Genomic DNA, 18,371 nt, shown 5'->3' with positions numbered 1-18,371 from the left:
ATCAAGAAATGATGCACACCGAACCGAATGGACATCAATCTCCATCCTCAAATCCTTACAAGTTAGGGTTTGTGGGTCACTTAGCCAAAAAGTTCATCGACTCTAAGCTGACACCCCTGATTATCCTGGTGTCGCTGCTGTTGGGGATTGGAGCGATCCTGATTTTGCCACGGGAAGAAGAACCGCAAATTACTGTACCGATGGCAGATGTGTTTGTCCAAATGCCAGGAGCCTCGGCAAAAGATGTGGAACAGCGTGTCACCGCGCCAATGGAAAAGTTGATCAAAGAACTTCCCGGCGTGGAATATGTTTACTCCACCTCGCGTCCCGGTTCATCTCTAGTGATTGTGCGCTTTCTGGTGGGACAAAACACAGAAGATTCTGTGGTGCAGCTTTACAACAAACTCTACGCCAACTTTGACAAGATTCCGCCCGGTGTCTCACAACCATTGATTAAGTCGAGGTCAATTGATGATGTCCCGATTTTGACTTTGACTTTATGGGGTGAGCAAAGCACGGGAGCCGAATTACGGCAAATTGCAGCTCAGTTAGATGAACAAATCAAGCAAGTGCCGGATGTTTCTGAAACGACGATTATCGGTGGGCAGAAGCGACAACTGCGAGTAGACCTCGATCCGACAAGACTGAATGCCTATGGCTTAACCCCGCTAGAGATCTCAAAAGCCTTGCAGGCTCAAAACACTGAACTTGCCAGCGGTGCCTTCAACCAGAATAATCAATCGTTTCTGGTCAGAACCCAGAGCTTTATGCGATCGGCAGAAGACGCAAAAGGACTGGTCGTTGCCGTTGCCAACAATCAACCTGTGTATTTGCGTGATGTGGCAACCGTCACCGATGGTTCAGAAGAACCTGCCAGCTATGTCTTCTTTGGACAGGGAAAGCAAAACGAAACGAAGCAGACAAAACCAGAGCAGTCTATTGGAGAAACTGAAGCCGTCACGATCTCGATCGCCAAACGCTCTGGAGCCAATGCGATTCAGGTTTCTCATCATGTGCTGCACAAACTTGAGCAAATTAAACGCAACTATCTTCCGAGCAACGTTCATCTAACCGTCACGCGGGACTATGGTGAGACTGCCGCAGAGCGATCGAATGAACTCCTGTTTCATATGCTGATTGCGGTCGGTTCCGTGACGCTCCTCATGTGGTTTGTGATGGGCAAAAAAGAGGCAATGGTGGTGGCAGTCTCGATTCCCGTCACATTGTCACTCACTCTTGCCAGCTTTGTCTTTTATCACTTCACGCTCAATCGAGTCACCTTCTTTGCACTCATCTTCTCCATTGGGATTTTGGTAGACGATGCGATCGTGGTCGTGGAAAATGTCGGTCGCCATCTGCAATTGCCCGAAAATAAAACGCGCTTGCAACGGTCTACCAATCGGCGGCGCACCTTGCAGCAAATCGTGCTGGAAGCAGTGGATGAGGTTGGCAATCCCACCCTGCTGGCTACCTTGGCGGTCATTGCAGCGATCCTGCCCATGGCGTTTGTCGGTGGCTTGATGGGTCCCTATATGCTACCCATTCCACTCGGTGCTTCTGCTGCCATGATCTTTTCAGCCCTGGTCGCTTTCATTGTGGTGCCCTGGACAACAATGCAGGTATTCAGCAGAGCAAGCCTCACCGCCCATGATCACGGAGAGGATGCGCTGAGTAAGCTGTATCGTCGGTTTATGGTTCCACTGATTCATTATCCGCGCTGGGGAACAGCTTTTCTGGTGACAACGGTGTTAGCTCTGGTGCTGATTGTCGGCGGAATGGCAGGCTATAAGCTCGTGATTCTCAAGATGCTGCCGTTTGACAATAAGAGCGAATTGCAAGTAGTGGTGAATATGCCGGAAGGCACAACGCTGGAACAGACCGCCAGAGCGACAAAAGAAATGGGGCAATACCTCGCCACGGTGCCTGAAGTGATTCACTATCAAAGTTATGTCGGCACATCTTCTCCCTACAATTTCAACGGATTGGTGCGACACTACTTTTTGCGATCGGGTGCCAATTTTGCCGATATTCAGGTGAACTTCTTAGCAAAAGGCGATCGCCAACGCCAGAGCCACGACATTGCCAAAGCCATTCGTCCGAAACTCAAGGAGATTGGCGATCGCTACAGTGCCCGGATTCAAGTTGCCGAAATTCCCCCTGGACCTCCAGTGCTGCAAACGCTGGTGACTGAAGTGTATGGTCCCGATTATCAAGGACAGATTGACCTCGCCACAGAAATTCGCCAGTTGTATCAGTCAACCGATGGGGTCGTGGATGTGGACTGGTATGTGGAAGCACCGCAGACCGATTATCGCCTGGTGATCGATCGCGAGAAAGCTGCATTAAACGGCATCAGTCCCACCCAAATTTCAGAGGTCTTGCAAATGGCGTTATCAGGGCAAAATGTCGGGCTTCTGCATGATGAAAATGCGCGTGAGGATGTGGCGATTAATCTGCGCTTCAGTCAATCGAGCCGTACCAGCCTGGATAATCTAAAAGCCCTCAACCTCAAAGGAACCAATGGTAATTTAGTCCCTTTAAGTGCCTTAGTGAAAACGGAAACGACTACGGCAGACACCAGTATTTATCACAAAAACTTGCAGCCTGTTGTCTATATCCTGGGTAACGTTTCCGGCAGAGTCGAAAGTGCGGTCTATGCCATGCTCAACCTGCAACCACAGATCGATAAGCTCGTTCCGACCACGGGCACCAAGGTTCAGACCTACCTGACGGAACAGCCCCCAACCACTGAAACTTACGCGATCAAGTGGGACGGTGAATGGCAAGTCACCTACGAAGTCTTTCGCGATCTCGGTATTGCCTTTGCGGTGGTTTTAGTGCTGATTTATGCTTTGGTAGTGGGCTGGTTCCAATCGTTTACCACCCCCCTCGTAATCATGGCGGCCATTCCTTTCTCGCTGATCGGCATTATGCCTGCCCACTGGTTAATGGGTTCCTTCTTCACCGCAACATCAATGATTGGCTTCATCGCCGGAGCTGGCATTGTGGTGCGGAATTCGATTATTCTCGTGGACTTTATTGAGTTACGGCTGAAGGAAGGAATGCCCTTAGAAGAAGCCGTGATTGATGCAGGAGCCGTCCGGTTCCGTCCCATGCTGCTCACTGCTGCCGCTGTAGTGGTAGGTTCAGCCATTATTCTCACTGACCCCATTTTTCAGGGCTTAGCCATCTCGCTCATGGCAGGTGAAGTCGCCTCCCTGTTACTGTCGCGATCGGCGGTGCCCATTCTCTATTACAAACTCTGGCGCAATCGCAAAGGCAAGCAGAAAGAGACTAACGTTGATGTCGATCAACCTGTTGTCGAAATAACGACTGGCGAGATGATGGGATAACGCGATGATAGGACTCTTCACTCACCCAGATCTAGCCCATTTCATCTATCACATCCACTTATCCTTCCACTCTCCTACCTTCAAAACCGCATGGAACCCATTCACATTTCCTACTTTTCCGATGTTCTTTGCGTTTGGGCTTATATCGCTCAAATTCGTCTGGATGAGCTACAAACTACCTTTCAAGACAAGATTGCGATCGCGCCACACTTTGTCCCTGTCTTTGGCAATGCCCTTGAAAAGCTAGAAAATAGCTGGCGCGATCGCGGTGGCTTCAAAGGCTATAGCGACCACGTTCACGCAGTCGTGAAAAAGTTTGATCACATCACCGTTCATCCCGATATCTGGACTAATGTGATACCACCCTCATCTACATCCTGTCATTTGTTTCTCCATGCCATTCAACTACTGGAAATGAAGGGAATCGTTCAACCATCAGGAGCGGTCTTTGAAAAAGCAACCTGGGCGTTTCGGGAAGCATTTTTGGCATTGCATAATAGTGGGATGGATTGAGGTCAATTTGAATGCAATGTCCTGAGTGCAAGTCTACGCATATTCGCAAGAACGGTCATCGCAGAGGTAAACAAAATCACATCTGTGTGGATTGTGGTCGCCAATTCATCGACGACTACATTGCTTTGCGAGGGTACAGCGATGCCGTCAAGCGGGAGTGCTTAAAAATGTATGTCAACGGCATGGGATTTCGCGCCATTGAGCGGGTCAAAGGAGTGCATCACACCACTGTGATCACTTGGGTTAGACAGGTGGGAGAACTGCTACCAGATGCCTACGACCCGCAGACCACTCCAGAGGTGGGAGAATTGGACGAACTCGAAACCTTTGTCCACTCAAAAAAAACAAGATCTGGCTGTGGACGGCGGTTGACCACTTCAAACCAGGGATTTTAGGTTGGGTGTTAGGCGACCACAGTGCCGAGACTTTTGCCCCGTTATGGACAATTGTGGAGACCTGGCAGTGTTATTTCTACATCACCGACGGTTGGTCGGTCTATCCCTGCTTTATTCCCGATGGCGACCAGATTGTCAGTAAGACTTATATGACACGAGTGGAAGGAGAAAATACCCGATTACGCAATTATTTAGCACGCCTGCATCGGAAGACCCTCTGTTATTCTAAATCCGTACCAATGCTGAAACATTCGATTCGTTTGTTACTGCATTACCTGATATTTGGAGATGTGCCCATCCCTACCTGATTCATCCCTATGTTCAGCAACGCCGCATTTTTTACCAAGCTGGCGAATGTTTCTGACCGCAAGGTGCAACTTGAACTTGCAGAAGAGCTAGGACTGCCGATCGCCGCGATTCAAGAGCAGATTGATAGCGGTGAGGCGTATGCTTTGCTATCGAAGGATTTTGAGCTAGTCAAAGAACATACTGTGACTGTCAGCCCTACCTTAATTTTTAATGAAGGACGGCAGCGGCTCAATGGCAACGTGGGCTATCGAGTCATCGAAGCCAATATTCGCGAGTTACTGCACAATCCACCTGATGAACAATCCTGGTGCTAGAGAGGAAGATTGGGCGATCGCCATTGAGTTAACCATTGATGGATAAAGTCGATCGCGCTGAACTCGTACTTTTTTCGTTAGGTTTTGTATCGTATTCAATCAATTCATGCAGGAAATCAAACCATCACCTGTCACAGTAGATCGCTAACTCAATAACGGAACACAAAAAAGGAGAGGTGTCATGGAAACAATCAAGATTGAAATTTTGGGGACAGGCTGCAAAAAGTGTCAACAGCTAGAGACAAATGCGAAAGAAGCTGTGGCAAGCCTCAATTTAACGGCTGAAGTTTCACATCTTACCGACCCTATCGAAATCGCCAAACGAGGCGTGATGTCCACTCCCGCCCTAACCGTCAATGGCAAAGTTGTCAGTAAAGGGCGAGTCATCAGTCCTCAACAAATTCAGCCCTTATTGCAGCGCTAAAGAGGCAGCTTGATGTTCGATCCGTTTTATCCGTTTGATTGGTTGGCAACCCAGATCGTCACCCAACTGCTGGGTTTATCAACTACATCGCACTTAGGATCGAGTCTGCATTTCTTTCTCTATGATGTCCCAAAAGTCTTAACCTTACTGATTGTCATTAGTTTCATCGTTGGCACCTTTCAGAGCTTTTTAGAACCAGAACGCGTCCGCTTTTTGCTAGAAGGAAAGCGCACGTTTGCGGGCAATATCTTGGCAGCGATGGTCGGCATCGTTACGCCCTTCTGTTCTTGCTCTGCGGTGCCTTTGTTCATCGGCTTCTTAGAAGCGGGTGTCCCGTTAGGGGTGACTTTCTCCTATCTGATGGCAGCGCCAATGGTGAATGAGGTGGCTGTAATTCTTTTGTGGGCATTGTTTGGGCTAAAGGTAACGCTGATCTACATCGGTTTTGGCGTGGCTTTAGCGATCGCCTCCGGATACATCATCGGCATCCTCAAATTAGAGAAGTGGGTGGAACCCTTTGTTTGGGAAATGCAAAAAGCGCGTCAAGTCCTGCCTCTAGAAGATGAAGATACCCTAGAACCTGTAGCACTGACCTGGCGGCAACGCTTGGAGCAAGGACAGTTTCAAGCCAGCGAAATTGTGCGATCGGTGTGGCTCTATGTGGTGATTGGCATTGCGATCGGGGCGGTCATTCATGGTTATGTGCCGACAGATTTTATTCTCAAGTATGCAGGTGCAGATAATCCTTTAGCAGTGCCGATCTCAGTAATTTTAGGCGTGCCACTTTATGCAAATATTGCGGGTGTCATGCCCATTACCGAAGCTTTAGTCAATAAAGGGATGCCGATGGGTACCGTGTTAGCTTTCACGATGGCAGTAACAGCCCTATCTTTTCCTGAAATGGTGATTCTCAAGAAAGTGCTGCGCCCTCAACTGTTAGCCGTCTTTATTGGGCTAATGACCGTTGGTATTATCAGCATCGGCTACCTCTTTAATGCGCTTTTATAACTGAATTCAAGGCATCATCAGAGTTTTTGTTTTTCACCTAGCTACGGTACTGGTAAAGCCAGTGTTTCGCGCTTAATCCACTTGTAGAGGACTCATGGATCTTTTATCGAACACCGTTGCACTTTCTCGGATGCAGTTTGCCCTCACTGCCATCTTTCATATGCTTTGGCCCGTCCTGACGACAGGTATGGCTATTTATCTGGTGATTGTGGAAGGAATGTGGTTAAAGACACGCAATCCCGATTATTACCACCATGCGCGCTTCTGGTCAAAGCTCTACGTCCTCAACTTTGGCATTGGGGTGGCATCAGGACTCCCGATGGAGTTTCAGTTTGGGACAAATTGGGCACCCTTTTCGGAAGCCGTGGGTGATTTTTTTGGCAGTATTCTGGGCTTTGAAGGCGCGATGGCGTTCATGCTGGAGGCTGGTTTTCTGGGCATTATGCTGTTTGGTTGGGGGCGGGTGCATCCAGTCATCCACTACTTTGCCACCATCATGGTTGCCTTTGGTGCCAACCTCTCTACCTTCTGGATTCTGGTGGCAAATTCCTGGCTGCAAACTCCAGCGGGGGGCGAGATGGTTAATGGCAAGTTTATTGTCAGTGACTACTTTCAGGCGATCGCAAATCCCTTCATGGTCAAAAGCGTGTCCCACATGTTCTTTGCCACGCTAGAAACCTCGTTATTTGTCATTGGTGGGATTAGTGCCTGGTATATCCTCAACAACCGTCATCAGGCGTTCTTTGCTCGATCGCTCAAAATTGTGTTAGCTGCCGCGATCGCCGTTACCCCACTGCAAATCTACATCGGACATCTCAGCGCTGAGCAAGTGGCTCATTATCAGCCAACTAAACTGGCGGCGATGGAAGCTAAGTGGGAAACCAGTCCTGCGGGACAGCCTGCCGATTGGAGCCTGCTGGCACTCCCCGATGAAGCCAGCCAAACCAATAAATGGGAAATTACCATTCCCAATGGGTTGGGCTACATCCTGGAATTTAAGAAGAACTTGTCTGAACCCGTCCGAGGTTTGAAGGAATGGGCACCAAGCGATCGCCCTCGCATGGTGGGCTTGATCTACTATTCGTTCCGAATTATGAGCGGGATTGGCTTCTTCTTGGCAGGGCTAATGCTGTGGAGTGCGCTGCAATGGCTACTGGGCAACCTCTCGCCTGAAAAGATTGCTCAGCAAAAGTGGTTCCTCCGCACCTGGATTTTTGCCGCTCCGCTGGGCTACATCGCGGTTGAATCAGGCTGGATTGTCAGGTGTGTCGGGCGGCAACCCTGGGCGCTGTACGGGCAAATTCGCACCGCTGATGCCGCCTCTCAAATCCCTGCCAGCAATGTGCTAACTTCCCTCACCCTGTTTGCGGTGGTTTACTCCCTTCTGTTTGTCTCAACGCTGTACTTCGGGAGTCGGATTATCCGGCACGGTCCCAATCTGGAGCTACCCGTACCAGGGCTAGATAACAAGCCTGCGATCGAGACAGAACCCGCGACATTTGTTCCCGATCAACGTCCAGTGGAGGCTCAACAGTAGGTTATTGCTATGGATGCATTAGTACATTTTCTGCCTCAAGTTTGGTTTGTAATTCTGGCGCTGTTCCTGTTTCTCTATGTCCTGCTGGATGGCTTTGACCTGGGGGTTGGCATTCTTTCGCTGACCAGTTCCGATGAAGCACGCCGGAGCCTTTTGATGACCAGTCTGGGGAACATTTGGGATGCGAATGAAACCTGGTTGGTGCTGATGGGAGGAGCCTTGTTTGGGGCATTTCCCCTCGCCTATGGCACTATCCTCAGTGCCCTCTATATCCCCATTTTTATGATGATTTTTGGGCTGATCTTTCGGGCGGTGGCGTTTGAATTTCGAGAACATTCCGATCGCAAATTTCTTTGGAACTTTGCCTTTGGTGCTGGCAGCTTTATGGCTGCACTGGGACAAGGCTTTGCGCTAGGTAGCGTGATTGAGGGGATCGCGGTGGACGAGGCAGGTCACTTTATCGGCTCCACCTGGGATTGGTTAGATTGGCGATCGCTCCTGGTTGCCCTCACCTTGATCCAGGGCTATGTTCTGATTGGCTCCACCTACCTGATTTTGAAAACGGAAGGCGAGCTGCAAAAAACTCACTTTCGCACGGCCAAACTTGCCGCTATCACCACGTTTATGGGCGCGATTTTAATCACGATTGCCACTCCCATCGTCTATGAAGCCGCACGAACTCGCTTGTTTAGCCCACCGTTGGTTTACATCTTCGCGGTCATTCCAGTGCTGGGTTTAGTGTTGGTGGGGCTGCTGTTGCGAAGCCTTAACCGAGAGGAAGAAAATACGCCGTTGATCTGGACAATGCTGATCTTCTTGCTTACCTTTATTGGGTTAGGGCTGATCGTATTTCCCTACATTATCCCGTATCAAATCACGATCTATCAAGCCGCTGCCGCTCCCAGTGCCCTGGTGTTTATGCTCACCTTTATTGGGGTGCTCATTCCCATTATGCTGTTCTACAACATCTACAACTATGTGGTGTTCCGAGGCAAAGTCGTTGGGGATGTTTATGGGGAGTAAGCAAGTGAATGATCTCAGCATCTCGTTATTCCAATTCGCAATGTAACCTATGTGGAATGAACGATACAGCCAAGCTGAATATGTGTATGGCAAGAACCCAAATGATTTTCTCGTGGAAGTCGTTCAGCAAATCCCCAAAGGGCGGGTTCTCTGTCTGGCAGATGGGGAAGGCAGGAATGGGGTGTATCTGGCACAGCAAGGATGCCAAGTGACAGCCGTTGATGCCTCTCCTGTCGGGTTAGAGAAAGCTCGGAAACTAGCAGCAGAGAGTTCTGTCGAAATCGAAACGATTGTGGCAGATCTGGCAGAATTTCCCATTCAGCCGGATGACTGGGATGCGATCGTCTCGATCTTCTGTCACTTACCACCCACCGTCCGCGCTCATGTCCATCGGCAAGTGGTAACTGGACTGCGATCGGGCGGGGTGTTTGTGTTAGAGGCATATACGCCTCGTCAACTGGCATTTAAAACAGGAGGACCACCCACTGCCGATCTGACGATGGAATTGGCAACTCTCCAGCGAGAACTAGAAGGGCTAAAATTCAACCATGCCAAAGAATTGGAGCGAGAAATTCAGGAAGGTCAGTTCCATCTGGGGCACAGTGCTGTCGTACAAGTGCTTGCTGTCAAACCGTCGTTAAAACAGTAAAAAAAATGTGAGGGTGGGATAATGAAAGGGTGGCAAGATCGATCGTTCACCTCCTACTTTCTCGCCTTTCCACTCCCTTTCATCATGCAGTTCGCTGCAACGGGTGTATGCATTCTGAAACAGCTTCTGTCCAAACTTATTCCAGGCTGACTGCGACCGATCAGCCCTTACCCTGGAACACAGATGTCGCCAATACAGTTACGGCTGATGATAAGGCTGTTGAAGAGTGTCAGAATTGGTTAAGTTTTCATCGGCTTTGGGGGCAGCTTCCAGCACAATTATTAACCGCGATCGCCCAGTCATTGCATTGCTTTCGCGTCGAACCCCAAACGCTGATCTATCAAGAAGGGCAAGACAACATTGGACTGTACCTGCTGAAGTGGGGTGCAGTTGAGATTGCTCGACTCTCTCCCATTGGCAAATCTCTGATTCGCTATCGCAGTGCTGGAGATCTCTTCGGCTATGCATCACTGATGGCAACCCCAGAAAATGGCAAGTATCAGACGCAGGCGATCGCCCTCACTGCCAGCGAAATCTGGTTTTTGCCCCAGGCTCAGTTTCATCAGTTAATGCAGGAGTATATAGAGCTTGAACATCTGTTCAACGCCCTGTTAGCACAAGACTTAAACGCCTTCAGTGCCCGCATTGCTCAAGAACAGCACCGGATTCAAGGCTTACAGTCCTATATTCAAGCGGTGCCAACGGGGGAAATACTGGGCGACAGCAAAGCCAGTCAAAAGCTAGTGGAACAAGTTGATCAAGCCGCCGCCACTCTGAAACCTATCTTGTTTCAAGCTCAACCTGGAACTGGAAAAACCTTTCTGGCAGGGCTGATTCATGCTCGTTCTGGACTCGCAGACCAACCGTTTGCAGAGCTAGATTGTGCCAGGTTGCCCCGATCTGACGAGGGCAGGTTGATTACCGATGCTCTATTCGGCAGAGTCGGCGGACAACCGGGCATCCTCGCACTGTTGGAGCGGGGAACGCTACTGGTAAACAATGTCCAGGTGTTAAGCGCGGGAGATTACGCCCGTCTGACCGACTACTGTCAAACGGGTGGCATTTTGCCGAATCATGGACTGAGCAGCTCTAACATACTGACAACCGAGCCTCCCCAGCCCGTTCAGTCCTGGGTTCGCTTAATCTTTGCCGCGCCCGACAAACTACAATTGCCAGCGGTAGATGCCATTCCCATCAAGCTGTTCAGCTTGCCCCAGCGCAAGGCAGATATTCCAGCGTTTGCCCGTTACTTCTTAACCCAGTTCTGTCAGGCTCAAAATCGTCCCCTGCTCAACCTGGATCAGTCGGATCTGCGGCGCTTGATTAGCTATGACTATCCCGGCAATCTCACCGAACTAGCAGAAATTTTGCATCGGGCGGTGATCATGACCCCACCAGGGCAGGCTGTGATTTCAGAACAAGCCCTCTGGTCGGTGCAGTCTGCGAAGAATGCTTTCCGAGTGGATTTGCTCACCCATGTACCCTGGCTACGGCAAGTGTTGCTGAGTCGCTGGTATCCAGAGGGCATCTGGATGGTGATGATGGCGTTTTTTGTGCCCGTCACGATCGCCGGGTTCATGGGTCCCCAAACCCGCGACAGCAGTGTGACACTGAATCTCTTTTGGGCGTGGTGGTGGCCCGGTTATCTGTTTCTGTTTGTTTTTGTCGGGCGGCTCTGGTGTGCCGTTTGCCCCTTCATGATCACAGCCGAATGGCTTCGTCGGTTCTCCCTGTGGCTGTTTCCGCGCCAGCAACTCACTTGGAATACCCCATGGCTGAACCGTTGGGGAGCCTGGATTTTATTTGGTGGCTTTGTGGCAATTTATTTGTGGGAGAAGCTCTGGGATTTGCCGCATCATGCAGTGCTTTCTGCCTGGTTGCTGCTGACGATTACCGCCGGAGCGGTGATTTTTAGCCTGATTTATGAGCGCAGGCTTTGGTGTCGCTATCTCTGTCCGATCGGCGGTATGAACGGGATGTTTGCCAAACTGGCAATGGTAGAGTTGCGATCGACCCAACAGGTATGCGGTAGCCAGTGCAGCACTTTTGGCTGCTATAAAGGCAGTAGCGCCACCCCTGTTACCTTTGCTGACGCGCTGCCGACTGAAGGACAGGCAACGGGCGGCTGTCCGCTCTACTCCCATCCCGCGCAGTTGCCGGACAATCGAGACTGTGTGCTGTGTATGACCTGTCTCAAAGCCTGTCCTCATCGATCGGTACAGTTAAACCTACGGTTTCCCACCTCAGACTTACTGGATCATCACCGGGGCTTTGGGGCAGAAGTCGCGCTCCTCTTGCTGCTGTTTGGTGGGGTGTTTATGCACCATGCCCAACGGCTTTTAGGCTGGCTAGGCTTCCCCGATCTTCCCATTGATGCGGATCATTTACTGACCAGTACGCCGATCGCCCTCGCCCTCCTCAGCATTCCATTTGGATTGACCTATGGCACCCATGAGATCGCCCGCCTGCTTGATCCCAAACAACCCACCTATCTCACCGTCATCTACGCCTATCTGCCCTTTACCCTGGCAGCAAACCTGGCGCACTATATCCCAGCAGCGGTCACAGAAGCGGGTCAAATTCTGCCTGTCCTAGCGCGAACCCTTGGCTCTAGCGGCACGGGCTTACCAACTCTCACCTGGAGTGCTGATGTTGCCGCTTTCCTTCAAGGAGTCACGCTGCTCTCCGCTCTGATTTTTAGTGTCTACCCGCTGTTACGCATTACCAAATGCACCTTGCTCAGCAATTTGCCTCACTTGCTGTTAATCGCTGGACTGACGGTGACGAGTTTCTGGCTCATGATTTGAGGGCTTCTCAATTTACTTTATGAACATTTATAAGGACATCACTGAAATCACTGGTCACACACCACTGGTCAAGCTGCAACGCTTACCCCAGCAGTTTGGCTGTGTCGCCGAAATTGTGCTGAAGCTAGAAGGCATGAATCCGGCAAAGTCCATCAAAGATCGGATCGCTGTCAGCATGATGCTCGAAGCAGAACGAGCCGGGCTGATTCAACCCGGAATTTCGACGATCGTGGAGGCAACCTCTGGGAATACGGGCATTGGGTTAGCGATGGTGTGTGCCGCTAAGGGCTATCGCTTGATTTTGACGATGCCAGACAATATGAGCCAGGAACGACGGCAGATCATGCAGGCGTATGGAGCAGAGATCATCTTGACTCCCGCCGCAGACGATATGCAAGGAGCGATCGCCTATGCAAGTCGGCTACTTACAACACTTCCCCACGCCTTTTCACCCCATCAGTTCAGCAATCCTGCCAATCCCAAAATCCATTACGACACTACTGGACCTGAAATTTGGCAGGATACCGATGGTCAACTCGCCGTATTGGTCGTGGGTGTAGGGACGGGCGGCACTCTCACAGGCGCTGGACGCTATCTCAAACAGCAAAATCCCCAGCTCCAAATTGTTGCCGTCGAACCCGCCAACAGTGCGGTGCTGAGTGGCAAACCAGCGGGCGAACATAACTTACAAGGCATTGGCGCAGGCTTTATACCGGATGTCTTGCGAGTGGATTTGATGGATGAAATTGTCACCGTTACCGAGGCGCAGGCTTACGAGACGGGGCGACAATTAGCGCAAGTAGAAGGCATTATGAGCGGTATTTCAACGGGTGCAGCGGTCTATGCAGGATTGCAAATTGGGCAGCGATCGCACTACCAGGATCAACGGATTGTAATCATTCAACCCAGTGCAGGGGAACGCTATCTTAGCACGGCAATGTGGCACGAAATTAGCCCAGAGAATGCTTCACAAACAGCTCCCGCTACCTTGGGGCATGGATGAAATGTCGTCTGATTCTGAACAAATCTGGCAGGTTCACGATCGCTTTCTGGAACTCCATTCGCGTTGGATGACGCTAATCGGAGAGCATTTACAAGACCATCAGGGCAACATCCTGGAATACTGGCGGATTGAGAAGGCAGATTCCGTGATTGTTTTACCGATTCAAGACGGTCAATTTTTGCTTCCTCCTCCAAGCTATCGTCCTGGTGTTGGGCAGGTGACGTTGGATTTTCCGGGTGGTCGAGTGTCAGAGGGACAGATGCTTGAAGAGGCGGCGATCGCCACTTTGCAGCGAGAATTAGGGATTGAAGCAGCGAATATCACTCAACTAATTCCCTTAAGCCCGGAAGGTTGGGCAGTTAATAGTTCTTTTTCTAACCAGAAACTCTATAGCTTTACAACATATATTGATCACGATATGAAACTGCTACCTGAATTCGTCCCCGTCACTTATCCAGCCACTGTAGAGGGCGTTAAAACCTTACTCCAAAAGCTCACTTGCTTACAGTGCCGGGCTGTACTTCTGGAATGGTGGTTGAACTTCAATTCAAGCATGTAGACGTTTTGCCTATTATTTATAACTTTATGGTTATATAATTAAGCATAAGCGATCTCCAGGAAGCCAAAGCCCAGGGCTGTCTTGCAGAACGTTTATTTTTGAGATGATTCAGCCACCTTAAACAGTCGCTACATCTACCCACTCTAAACAATCGACTTTTACAACTCGAATCAGACCTATATGTCACGATTACCCACTCTCCAAATTGGTCAACATCTTGCCCACTATCCCATCATTCAAGGAGGTATGGGCATCCGCATCTCTGGAGCACAGCTTGCCGCTGCCGTTGCCAATGCAGGTGGGATTGGCATCATATCCGCTGTTGCTCTAGGGCTAAACTCACCCTACTTTGATATCACCCAGCCGAATAGTCGCAAACGCAGGGAGCAGTTTTTTGAGGCCAATCGGCTGGCGCTGATTGATGAAATTAGAAACGCACGAACGTTAAGCCCAAATGGGATTCTGGGCATCAATGCGATGGTCGTTGCTCAAGATTATGAAACGCTGGTGCGGACAGCGGCTGAGGAAGGGATCAATCTGATTATTTCTGGCGCAGGCTTGCCGCTGCCATTGCCAGCATATACCGCAGCGTACCCAGAGGTGGCACTGGTGCCGATCGTCTCCAGTACTCGTGCGGCGCGTATTCTATGCCGCAAGTGGGAGCGGCAATACGGACGGCTACCCGATGCGTTCGTCGTGGAAAACCCTAACTCGGCAGGCGGGCATCTGGGGGCTAAATTAGAGGAACTGGGCGATCGCGCTTTGGAGGCAGAGCAGGTCATCCCAGAATTGGTAGCCTATCTCCAACAAGAAGTCGGTCAGACCATTCCAGTGATTGCGGCTGGTGGGGTGTGGAATCGGGCCGATATTGATCGGAGGCTGGCATTAGGAGCTAGCGGCGTACAGATTGGCACTCGTTTCATTACCACCGATGAATGTGATGCCGATATCCATTACAAAGAATTCCATCTCCATGCCAAACCAGACGATGTGGTGATTATTTCCAGTCCTGTAGGAATGCCAGGACGAGCGTTACGCAATGCGTTCGTGGAGAAGGCGATCGCAGGTTCTCCTGATTTGGAAAAACGGTGTTTGTTCAATTGTCTCCATACTTGCAAATGCCGGGATGAACAGCAAGACTACTGCATTGTTCAAGCCTTAGATAAAGCCGCACGAGGGGATATTGAAAACGGGCTAATTTTTTCGGGTAGCAATGCTGGACGTGCCAAACACATGATGCCCGTTGCTGAGCTGATGGCAGAGTTAGTTGCCTGAATTGTCAGCTCTCATCTTACTGGAATTGCAACCCGTTAAGAGCGGGTGAAATGATAAAAGGGTGAGATAATGGAAATACCCCTTTTGGAAGAAAGCTATGCTATTCAAGCAGTCAATCCAGACGATAGTGCTGGGCTTCTCCCTCTGGGTTTGTCTTTTGTTTGGTGTTGGGCAAAACCCGATCATGGCAGCAACGCTCAACGCGGCGGCTGGATCGGTCTCTCAGGAACGGATACAAACTCTGCCTGAAGCAGTCCTAACTCTAGAATCAGGAGTCGATCACTTTCTCACATCAATTCCAGCAGGCTATTACACGATCGCCAATGTCGAAGGCTTAAAAAGCCTGTTGGAGAACCCTCAAACCGTGTTGGTGGATGTGCGAGAACCCTCTGAATATCAGTCGGGTCATATCCCTAACGCGATTAATCTGCCGCTGCGAACCTTAACTCACAATCTGAATAAAATTGCGCGCGATCGCCCCGTCGTGTTGTACTGCTCAACAGGCTATCGATCGGCAATGGGAGTGATGACCTTACACCTGTTCGGCTATGACAATGTGCAAGGATTTCCGCCAAGTTTTGCAGGCTGGAAAACCGCAGGCGAGGCGATCGCTAAAGCCTGACCGTGTGAAACTCGGAAAGGATAAGTGGGTCGTCAACCTACACTATTCGTCATCATCTTGCTGATAATCTTTTGCACAATTTGCACACCTGTCACGGCTTGCCAGCCAAATAGTCCCAACAGAATAAGATTTAAAGAAACGTGAATACTGCGAACCCAGTTATGCTTTTGCATAAAGGGCACCAGCGCGGCAGACGTGGAAACCAACCCCACCATTCCTAACCCTGCAAACAGGTGGGGACCAATGACAATCTTGCCGCTGTTAATATAGGTCACGGTGATGCCGCCGATCGCCCCCATTACTATCAGCGCCAAAAAGATAGAGCCAATTTGATGATGACGAATGGCGAATCGCCCCTTAATCAGTTCTTTTTTAGGCTCGCCCTCTGCTAGTCTTGTTTGCCGAACCTGCACTCCGAGGTATAGGGTGTAGAGCGCCAGGGCTAGCAAAATCCACATGGTAATGGGATGGAAAAAGCTGAGATAGGGTTTAAGTGCCGCGAGATTTTCCAAATTCATGATAGTCATTTCCAAATGGTTTTTATGTGTCTTTTGAATCTGTCACTGCATGGCGAATCCTTATGCAGCGATTATTTTTGATCCGTGAGCGATCGCCATTCTTCAACCACAGCAGGAGGAACATTGAGGATTATCTCTGGCTGATCCAGGGTGGCAAGGGTGAGTCGTAGCGGCATCGCCAACTCTAGCTGCATTAAGATCGGCTGCAAGTCATACTGTCCGACATCGGGTTCCATTTGGGTTTGATCCGTAAACATCTCCTGAGATATATCGGCGGCAGTCAATGTTTTGCCCATTGAGTTGGTGAGCGTCAGTGGCTGCGAGTGATCAATGTTTGCGGTGCCTGGAAACCCAACGAGACGCAAGTAGATCACGGCTGTGTCATCGGGGCGAATGCGTTTGAAGGCGATCGCTTGCCAACTACCGCCCTGCTGATCTTTGAGAGTTTGGCGAGACTGGTAAACCATCTGCCCTGGAGCTTCTTCCAATTGGCGAATAGCAGCTTGAGACGGGGCGATCGCCAGATTCATTGTGAGTGCCCAGACTAGCATTCCGAGCATGAATGTTGATCCGATCAAACGTAAAATTGCTTTCATTGGCACTCCTCTTTGACTTAATTTTGATCATCATTCATTGACAGCTTTTTGCATTGCTTTTTGCATTACATCGGGAATGAAAACAGCGTACATACCGCGCAAGTCGCCAGCCTGGAAGTTATAGGCTAAATCTTGAGGGTAGCCATCTTTGACAAACTGCGGGCGGCGATTCTTTAAACCATGACAGGCGAGGCAACTGGCTTCCACATTGATGCGGCGGTAGTAGCGTGTTCCTGTCTGTTGATCGAGGCTTTCTCGATCCCAAAAACCAATCAGCTCTGGCTCTTGGTTAAATTTTGCCAACGCCATCTGGTCGTGCAAGTTGCCTGGGGCGTGGTCTGGATTGCGATATTTCTTGGCAACCTGTTTGACCTGCCAACCGTTCTCTTGGCTGAGTTGAATCGCTCGCATTCCGACCGGACGGCAAACCTCTTTCATCGTTTGCATGGTCGGTGCTTCCGTCCGTCCGTCCAGAGAGGAGGCTAACCCAGTACGCATGGCATCCAGGGATTCTATTTCTTGGACAGCCTGTGCCAACTCGTTAGGATGAGGAATAATGGGAGCGGCTGAGGCAATTGCTGGATGCCAACCGATCGACAATAGGCTAACACCCATCATTAGAATAAAGCTAAGAACACACTGGCGTAACGTTTGCATCGGTTCCTCCTTTTCAGATGCATTGGATCGTCATCCTGCAATCAGGCTGATCTCAACAGAAGCGCGAGGACAGGCAAAGAATCAACGTAGGGCAACCGTTTCAATGACCGACTACGCTGATTTTTAATGGGCGCTAAATCATTCCTGGACCTTTGTGTCGCCAATCATGTTCCGCAGTCAATTTACCGTCCTCAGGCTCAGATAACTCCTGCATCTCATGGAGATGTTCTGCTTTTTCCTGTGCCGCTTGGTCTCGCAAATCTCCAGGAACATTAACGTACATTTCTGGCTCGATCGCGTAGTTATTGAGCAAGCCTTCTTTATCGACCGTGTAACCCTCTGTTACTTCGCTCAATTCGCCACTAGCTTCAACATGGGAGGTATGCCCAAAATCCTTACCTTCCCGATGCTGACGGGCGACAGATTCAGCCGGAATGATATGCGCGTCATATTGCGGGATAGATTCTTGGGAATCATTTTGATTGCTCATTGCAATAGTCCTCTGTGATTTTTATTCAACATCTTGGGGCAATTGTCTTAGCTCTCGCTTCTAAGCCTGATGACGTACTCCATAACTGCAATGGGAAAATTGCTTGAGCCAATTCATCACTCTGATCTCCTTTATGATCCTGACAGCCTGCTGGTTGAATTCTTGTATGAATTGATTAACTACGACACAAAACGCAAGAGAAACAGATGACTTGTAAAACAAGTAAGAAGGATTTTCAAGTCAATTCTCTAGCGAGTCACTAGGCGATCGCCCATCTTCTTCTCATAACAGTTATGTTGGAAGTGTTGACTTGCCTATG

At 49.9% G+C, this 18,371-nt stretch carries 18 protein-coding genes; 14 read left to right on the top strand and 4 right to left on the bottom strand.

Annotated features, from left to right (window positions below; translation table 11 throughout):
• The first annotated feature begins 8 nt into the window (after positions 1 to 8).
• From AC1S5B_RS19960 to AC1S5B_RS19895, 14 genes are all read left to right on the top strand, one after another.
• A complete protein-coding gene (locus tag AC1S5B_RS19960) occupies positions 9 to 3,353 on the top strand; it encodes an efflux RND transporter permease subunit (RefSeq protein ID WP_482037446.1) in 3,345 nt (1,114 codons plus the stop codon).
• Between the two features lie 90 nt (positions 3,354 to 3,443).
• The gene (locus AC1S5B_RS19955) at positions 3,444 to 3,866 is read left to right on the top strand and encodes a DsbA family oxidoreductase (RefSeq protein WP_482037445.1); all 423 of its coding nucleotides are present in this window, start codon (positions 3,444 to 3,446) and stop codon (positions 3,864 to 3,866) included.
• A gap of 11 nt (positions 3,867 to 3,877) precedes the next feature.
• Positions 3,878 to 4,569, top strand: a protein-coding gene (locus tag AC1S5B_RS19950; RefSeq protein ID WP_482037444.1) for an IS1 family transposase whose coding sequence is annotated in 2 segments (ribosomal slippage) — positions 3,878 to 4,199 and positions 4,199 to 4,569 — 693 coding nt in all. Because the reading frame shifts where the segments join, the coding sequence is not laid out codon by codon here.
• A gap of 9 nt (positions 4,570 to 4,578) precedes the next feature.
• Positions 4,579 to 4,884, top strand: coding sequence for a DsbA family oxidoreductase (locus tag AC1S5B_RS19945; protein WP_482037443.1), 306 nt, complete (start codon positions 4,579 to 4,581; stop codon positions 4,882 to 4,884).
• Positions 4,885 to 5,065: 181 nt separating this feature from the next.
• On the top strand, positions 5,066 to 5,308 hold the full coding sequence (locus tag AC1S5B_RS19940; protein WP_482037442.1) for a thioredoxin family protein: 243 nt from the start codon (positions 5,066 to 5,068) through the stop codon (positions 5,306 to 5,308).
• A gap of 12 nt (positions 5,309 to 5,320) precedes the next feature.
• Positions 5,321 to 6,316 carry a permease gene (locus AC1S5B_RS19935; protein WP_482037441.1) on the top strand — a complete coding sequence of 332 codons (996 nt, stop codon included), beginning with the start codon at positions 5,321 to 5,323 and terminating at the stop codon, positions 6,314 to 6,316.
• A gap of 94 nt (positions 6,317 to 6,410) precedes the next feature.
• Entirely contained in the window at positions 6,411 to 7,853 is a 1,443-nt protein-coding gene (locus tag AC1S5B_RS19930; RefSeq protein WP_482037440.1) for a cytochrome ubiquinol oxidase subunit I, read from the top strand.
• A gap of 9 nt (positions 7,854 to 7,862) precedes the next feature.
• Positions 7,863 to 8,876, top strand: a complete 1,014-nt coding sequence (gene cydB / locus AC1S5B_RS19925; RefSeq protein WP_482037439.1) for a cytochrome d ubiquinol oxidase subunit II — start codon at positions 7,863 to 7,865, stop codon at positions 8,874 to 8,876.
• Positions 8,877 to 8,925: 49 nt separating this feature from the next.
• The gene (locus tag AC1S5B_RS19920) at positions 8,926 to 9,525 is read left to right on the top strand and encodes a class I SAM-dependent methyltransferase (protein WP_482037438.1); all 600 of its coding nucleotides are present in this window, start codon (positions 8,926 to 8,928) and stop codon (positions 9,523 to 9,525) included.
• 107 nt (positions 9,526 to 9,632) lie between these two features.
• Positions 9,633 to 12,332, top strand: a complete 2,700-nt coding sequence (locus AC1S5B_RS19915) for a cyclic nucleotide-binding domain-containing protein (protein ID WP_482037437.1) — start codon at positions 9,633 to 9,635, stop codon at positions 12,330 to 12,332.
• 19 nt (positions 12,333 to 12,351) lie between these two features.
• Positions 12,352 to 13,335 (top strand): cysteine synthase A, encoded by a 984-nt coding sequence (gene cysK / locus AC1S5B_RS19910; RefSeq protein WP_482037436.1) that lies wholly within the window; start codon positions 12,352 to 12,354, stop codon positions 13,333 to 13,335.
• Position 13,336: 1 nt separating this feature from the next.
• Positions 13,337 to 13,894 carry an NUDIX domain-containing protein gene (locus tag AC1S5B_RS19905; protein ID WP_482037435.1) on the top strand — a complete coding sequence of 186 codons (558 nt, stop codon included), beginning with the start codon at positions 13,337 to 13,339 and terminating at the stop codon, positions 13,892 to 13,894.
• A gap of 180 nt (positions 13,895 to 14,074) precedes the next feature.
• Entirely contained in the window at positions 14,075 to 15,169 is a 1,095-nt protein-coding gene (locus tag AC1S5B_RS19900; RefSeq protein WP_482037434.1) for an NAD(P)H-dependent flavin oxidoreductase, read from the top strand.
• Positions 15,170 to 15,266: 97 nt separating this feature from the next.
• Positions 15,267 to 15,791 (top strand): rhodanese-like domain-containing protein, encoded by a 525-nt coding sequence (locus AC1S5B_RS19895; protein WP_482037433.1) that lies wholly within the window; start codon positions 15,267 to 15,269, stop codon positions 15,789 to 15,791.
• 32 nt (positions 15,792 to 15,823) lie between these two features.
• On the opposite strand, the gene AC1S5B_RS19890 is transcribed toward AC1S5B_RS19895, so the two are convergent.
• The 4 genes from AC1S5B_RS19890 to AC1S5B_RS19875 form a co-directional block, all read right to left on the bottom strand.
• A complete protein-coding gene (locus AC1S5B_RS19890) occupies positions 15,824 to 16,309 on the bottom strand; it encodes a DUF4079 domain-containing protein (protein ID WP_482037432.1) in 486 nt (161 codons plus the stop codon).
• 71 nt (positions 16,310 to 16,380) lie between these two features.
• Positions 16,381 to 16,905, bottom strand: a complete 525-nt coding sequence (locus AC1S5B_RS19885; protein WP_482037431.1) for a DUF3122 domain-containing protein — start codon at positions 16,903 to 16,905, stop codon at positions 16,381 to 16,383.
• Between the two features lie 30 nt (positions 16,906 to 16,935).
• Positions 16,936 to 17,562 carry a Tll0287-like domain-containing protein gene (locus tag AC1S5B_RS19880; RefSeq protein WP_482037430.1) on the bottom strand — a complete coding sequence of 209 codons (627 nt, stop codon included), beginning with the start codon at positions 17,560 to 17,562 and terminating at the stop codon, positions 16,936 to 16,938.
• A gap of 133 nt (positions 17,563 to 17,695) precedes the next feature.
• The gene (locus tag AC1S5B_RS19875) at positions 17,696 to 18,052 is read right to left on the bottom strand and encodes a hypothetical protein (RefSeq protein ID WP_482037429.1); all 357 of its coding nucleotides are present in this window, start codon (positions 18,050 to 18,052) and stop codon (positions 17,696 to 17,698) included.
• Positions 18,053 to 18,371 lie beyond the last annotated feature (319 nt).

This window comes from Leptolyngbya sp. CALU 1928, from assembly GCF_056784215.1.
The sequence above is the reverse complement of the archived record's forward strand: the minus strand, read 5'-3'. Positions and strand labels throughout refer to the sequence as shown.

Excerpts from the sequence above, each read along its gene's own strand:
- AC1S5B_RS19920 (WP_482037438.1), top strand. The coding sequence starts at position 8,926 with ATGTGGAATGAACGATACAGCCAAGCTGAATATGTGTATGGCAAGAAC.
- AC1S5B_RS19905 (WP_482037435.1), top strand. The coding sequence starts at position 13,337 with ATGTCGTCTGATTCTGAACAAATCTGGCAGGTTCACGATCGCTTTCTG.
- AC1S5B_RS19955 (WP_482037445.1), top strand. The coding sequence starts at position 3,444 with ATGGAACCCATTCACATTTCCTACTTTTCCGATGTTCTTTGCGTTTGG.
- AC1S5B_RS19935 (WP_482037441.1), top strand. The coding sequence starts at position 5,321 with ATGTTCGATCCGTTTTATCCGTTTGATTGGTTGGCAACCCAGATCGTC.
- AC1S5B_RS19930 (WP_482037440.1), top strand. The coding sequence starts at position 6,411 with ATGGATCTTTTATCGAACACCGTTGCACTTTCTCGGATGCAGTTTGCC.
- AC1S5B_RS19880 (WP_482037430.1), bottom strand. The coding sequence starts at position 17,562 with ATGCAAACGTTACGCCAGTGTGTTCTTAGCTTTATTCTAATGATGGGT.
- AC1S5B_RS19875 (WP_482037429.1), bottom strand. The coding sequence starts at position 18,052 with ATGAGCAATCAAAATGATTCCCAAGAATCTATCCCGCAATATGACGCG.
- cydB (WP_482037439.1), top strand. The coding sequence starts at position 7,863 with ATGGATGCATTAGTACATTTTCTGCCTCAAGTTTGGTTTGTAATTCTG.
- AC1S5B_RS19885 (WP_482037431.1), bottom strand. The coding sequence starts at position 16,905 with ATGAAAGCAATTTTACGTTTGATCGGATCAACATTCATGCTCGGAATG.
- AC1S5B_RS19900 (WP_482037434.1), top strand. The coding sequence starts at position 14,075 with ATGTCACGATTACCCACTCTCCAAATTGGTCAACATCTTGCCCACTAT.
- cysK (WP_482037436.1), top strand. The coding sequence starts at position 12,352 with ATGAACATTTATAAGGACATCACTGAAATCACTGGTCACACACCACTG.
- AC1S5B_RS19895 (WP_482037433.1), top strand. The coding sequence starts at position 15,267 with ATGCTATTCAAGCAGTCAATCCAGACGATAGTGCTGGGCTTCTCCCTC.
- AC1S5B_RS19945 (WP_482037443.1), top strand. The coding sequence starts at position 4,579 with ATGTTCAGCAACGCCGCATTTTTTACCAAGCTGGCGAATGTTTCTGAC.
- AC1S5B_RS19940 (WP_482037442.1), top strand. The coding sequence starts at position 5,066 with ATGGAAACAATCAAGATTGAAATTTTGGGGACAGGCTGCAAAAAGTGT.
- AC1S5B_RS19960 (WP_482037446.1), top strand. The coding sequence starts at position 9 with ATGATGCACACCGAACCGAATGGACATCAATCTCCATCCTCAAATCCT.
- AC1S5B_RS19890 (WP_482037432.1), bottom strand. The coding sequence starts at position 16,309 with ATGAATTTGGAAAATCTCGCGGCACTTAAACCCTATCTCAGCTTTTTC.
- AC1S5B_RS19915 (WP_482037437.1), top strand. The coding sequence starts at position 9,633 with ATGCATTCTGAAACAGCTTCTGTCCAAACTTATTCCAGGCTGACTGCG.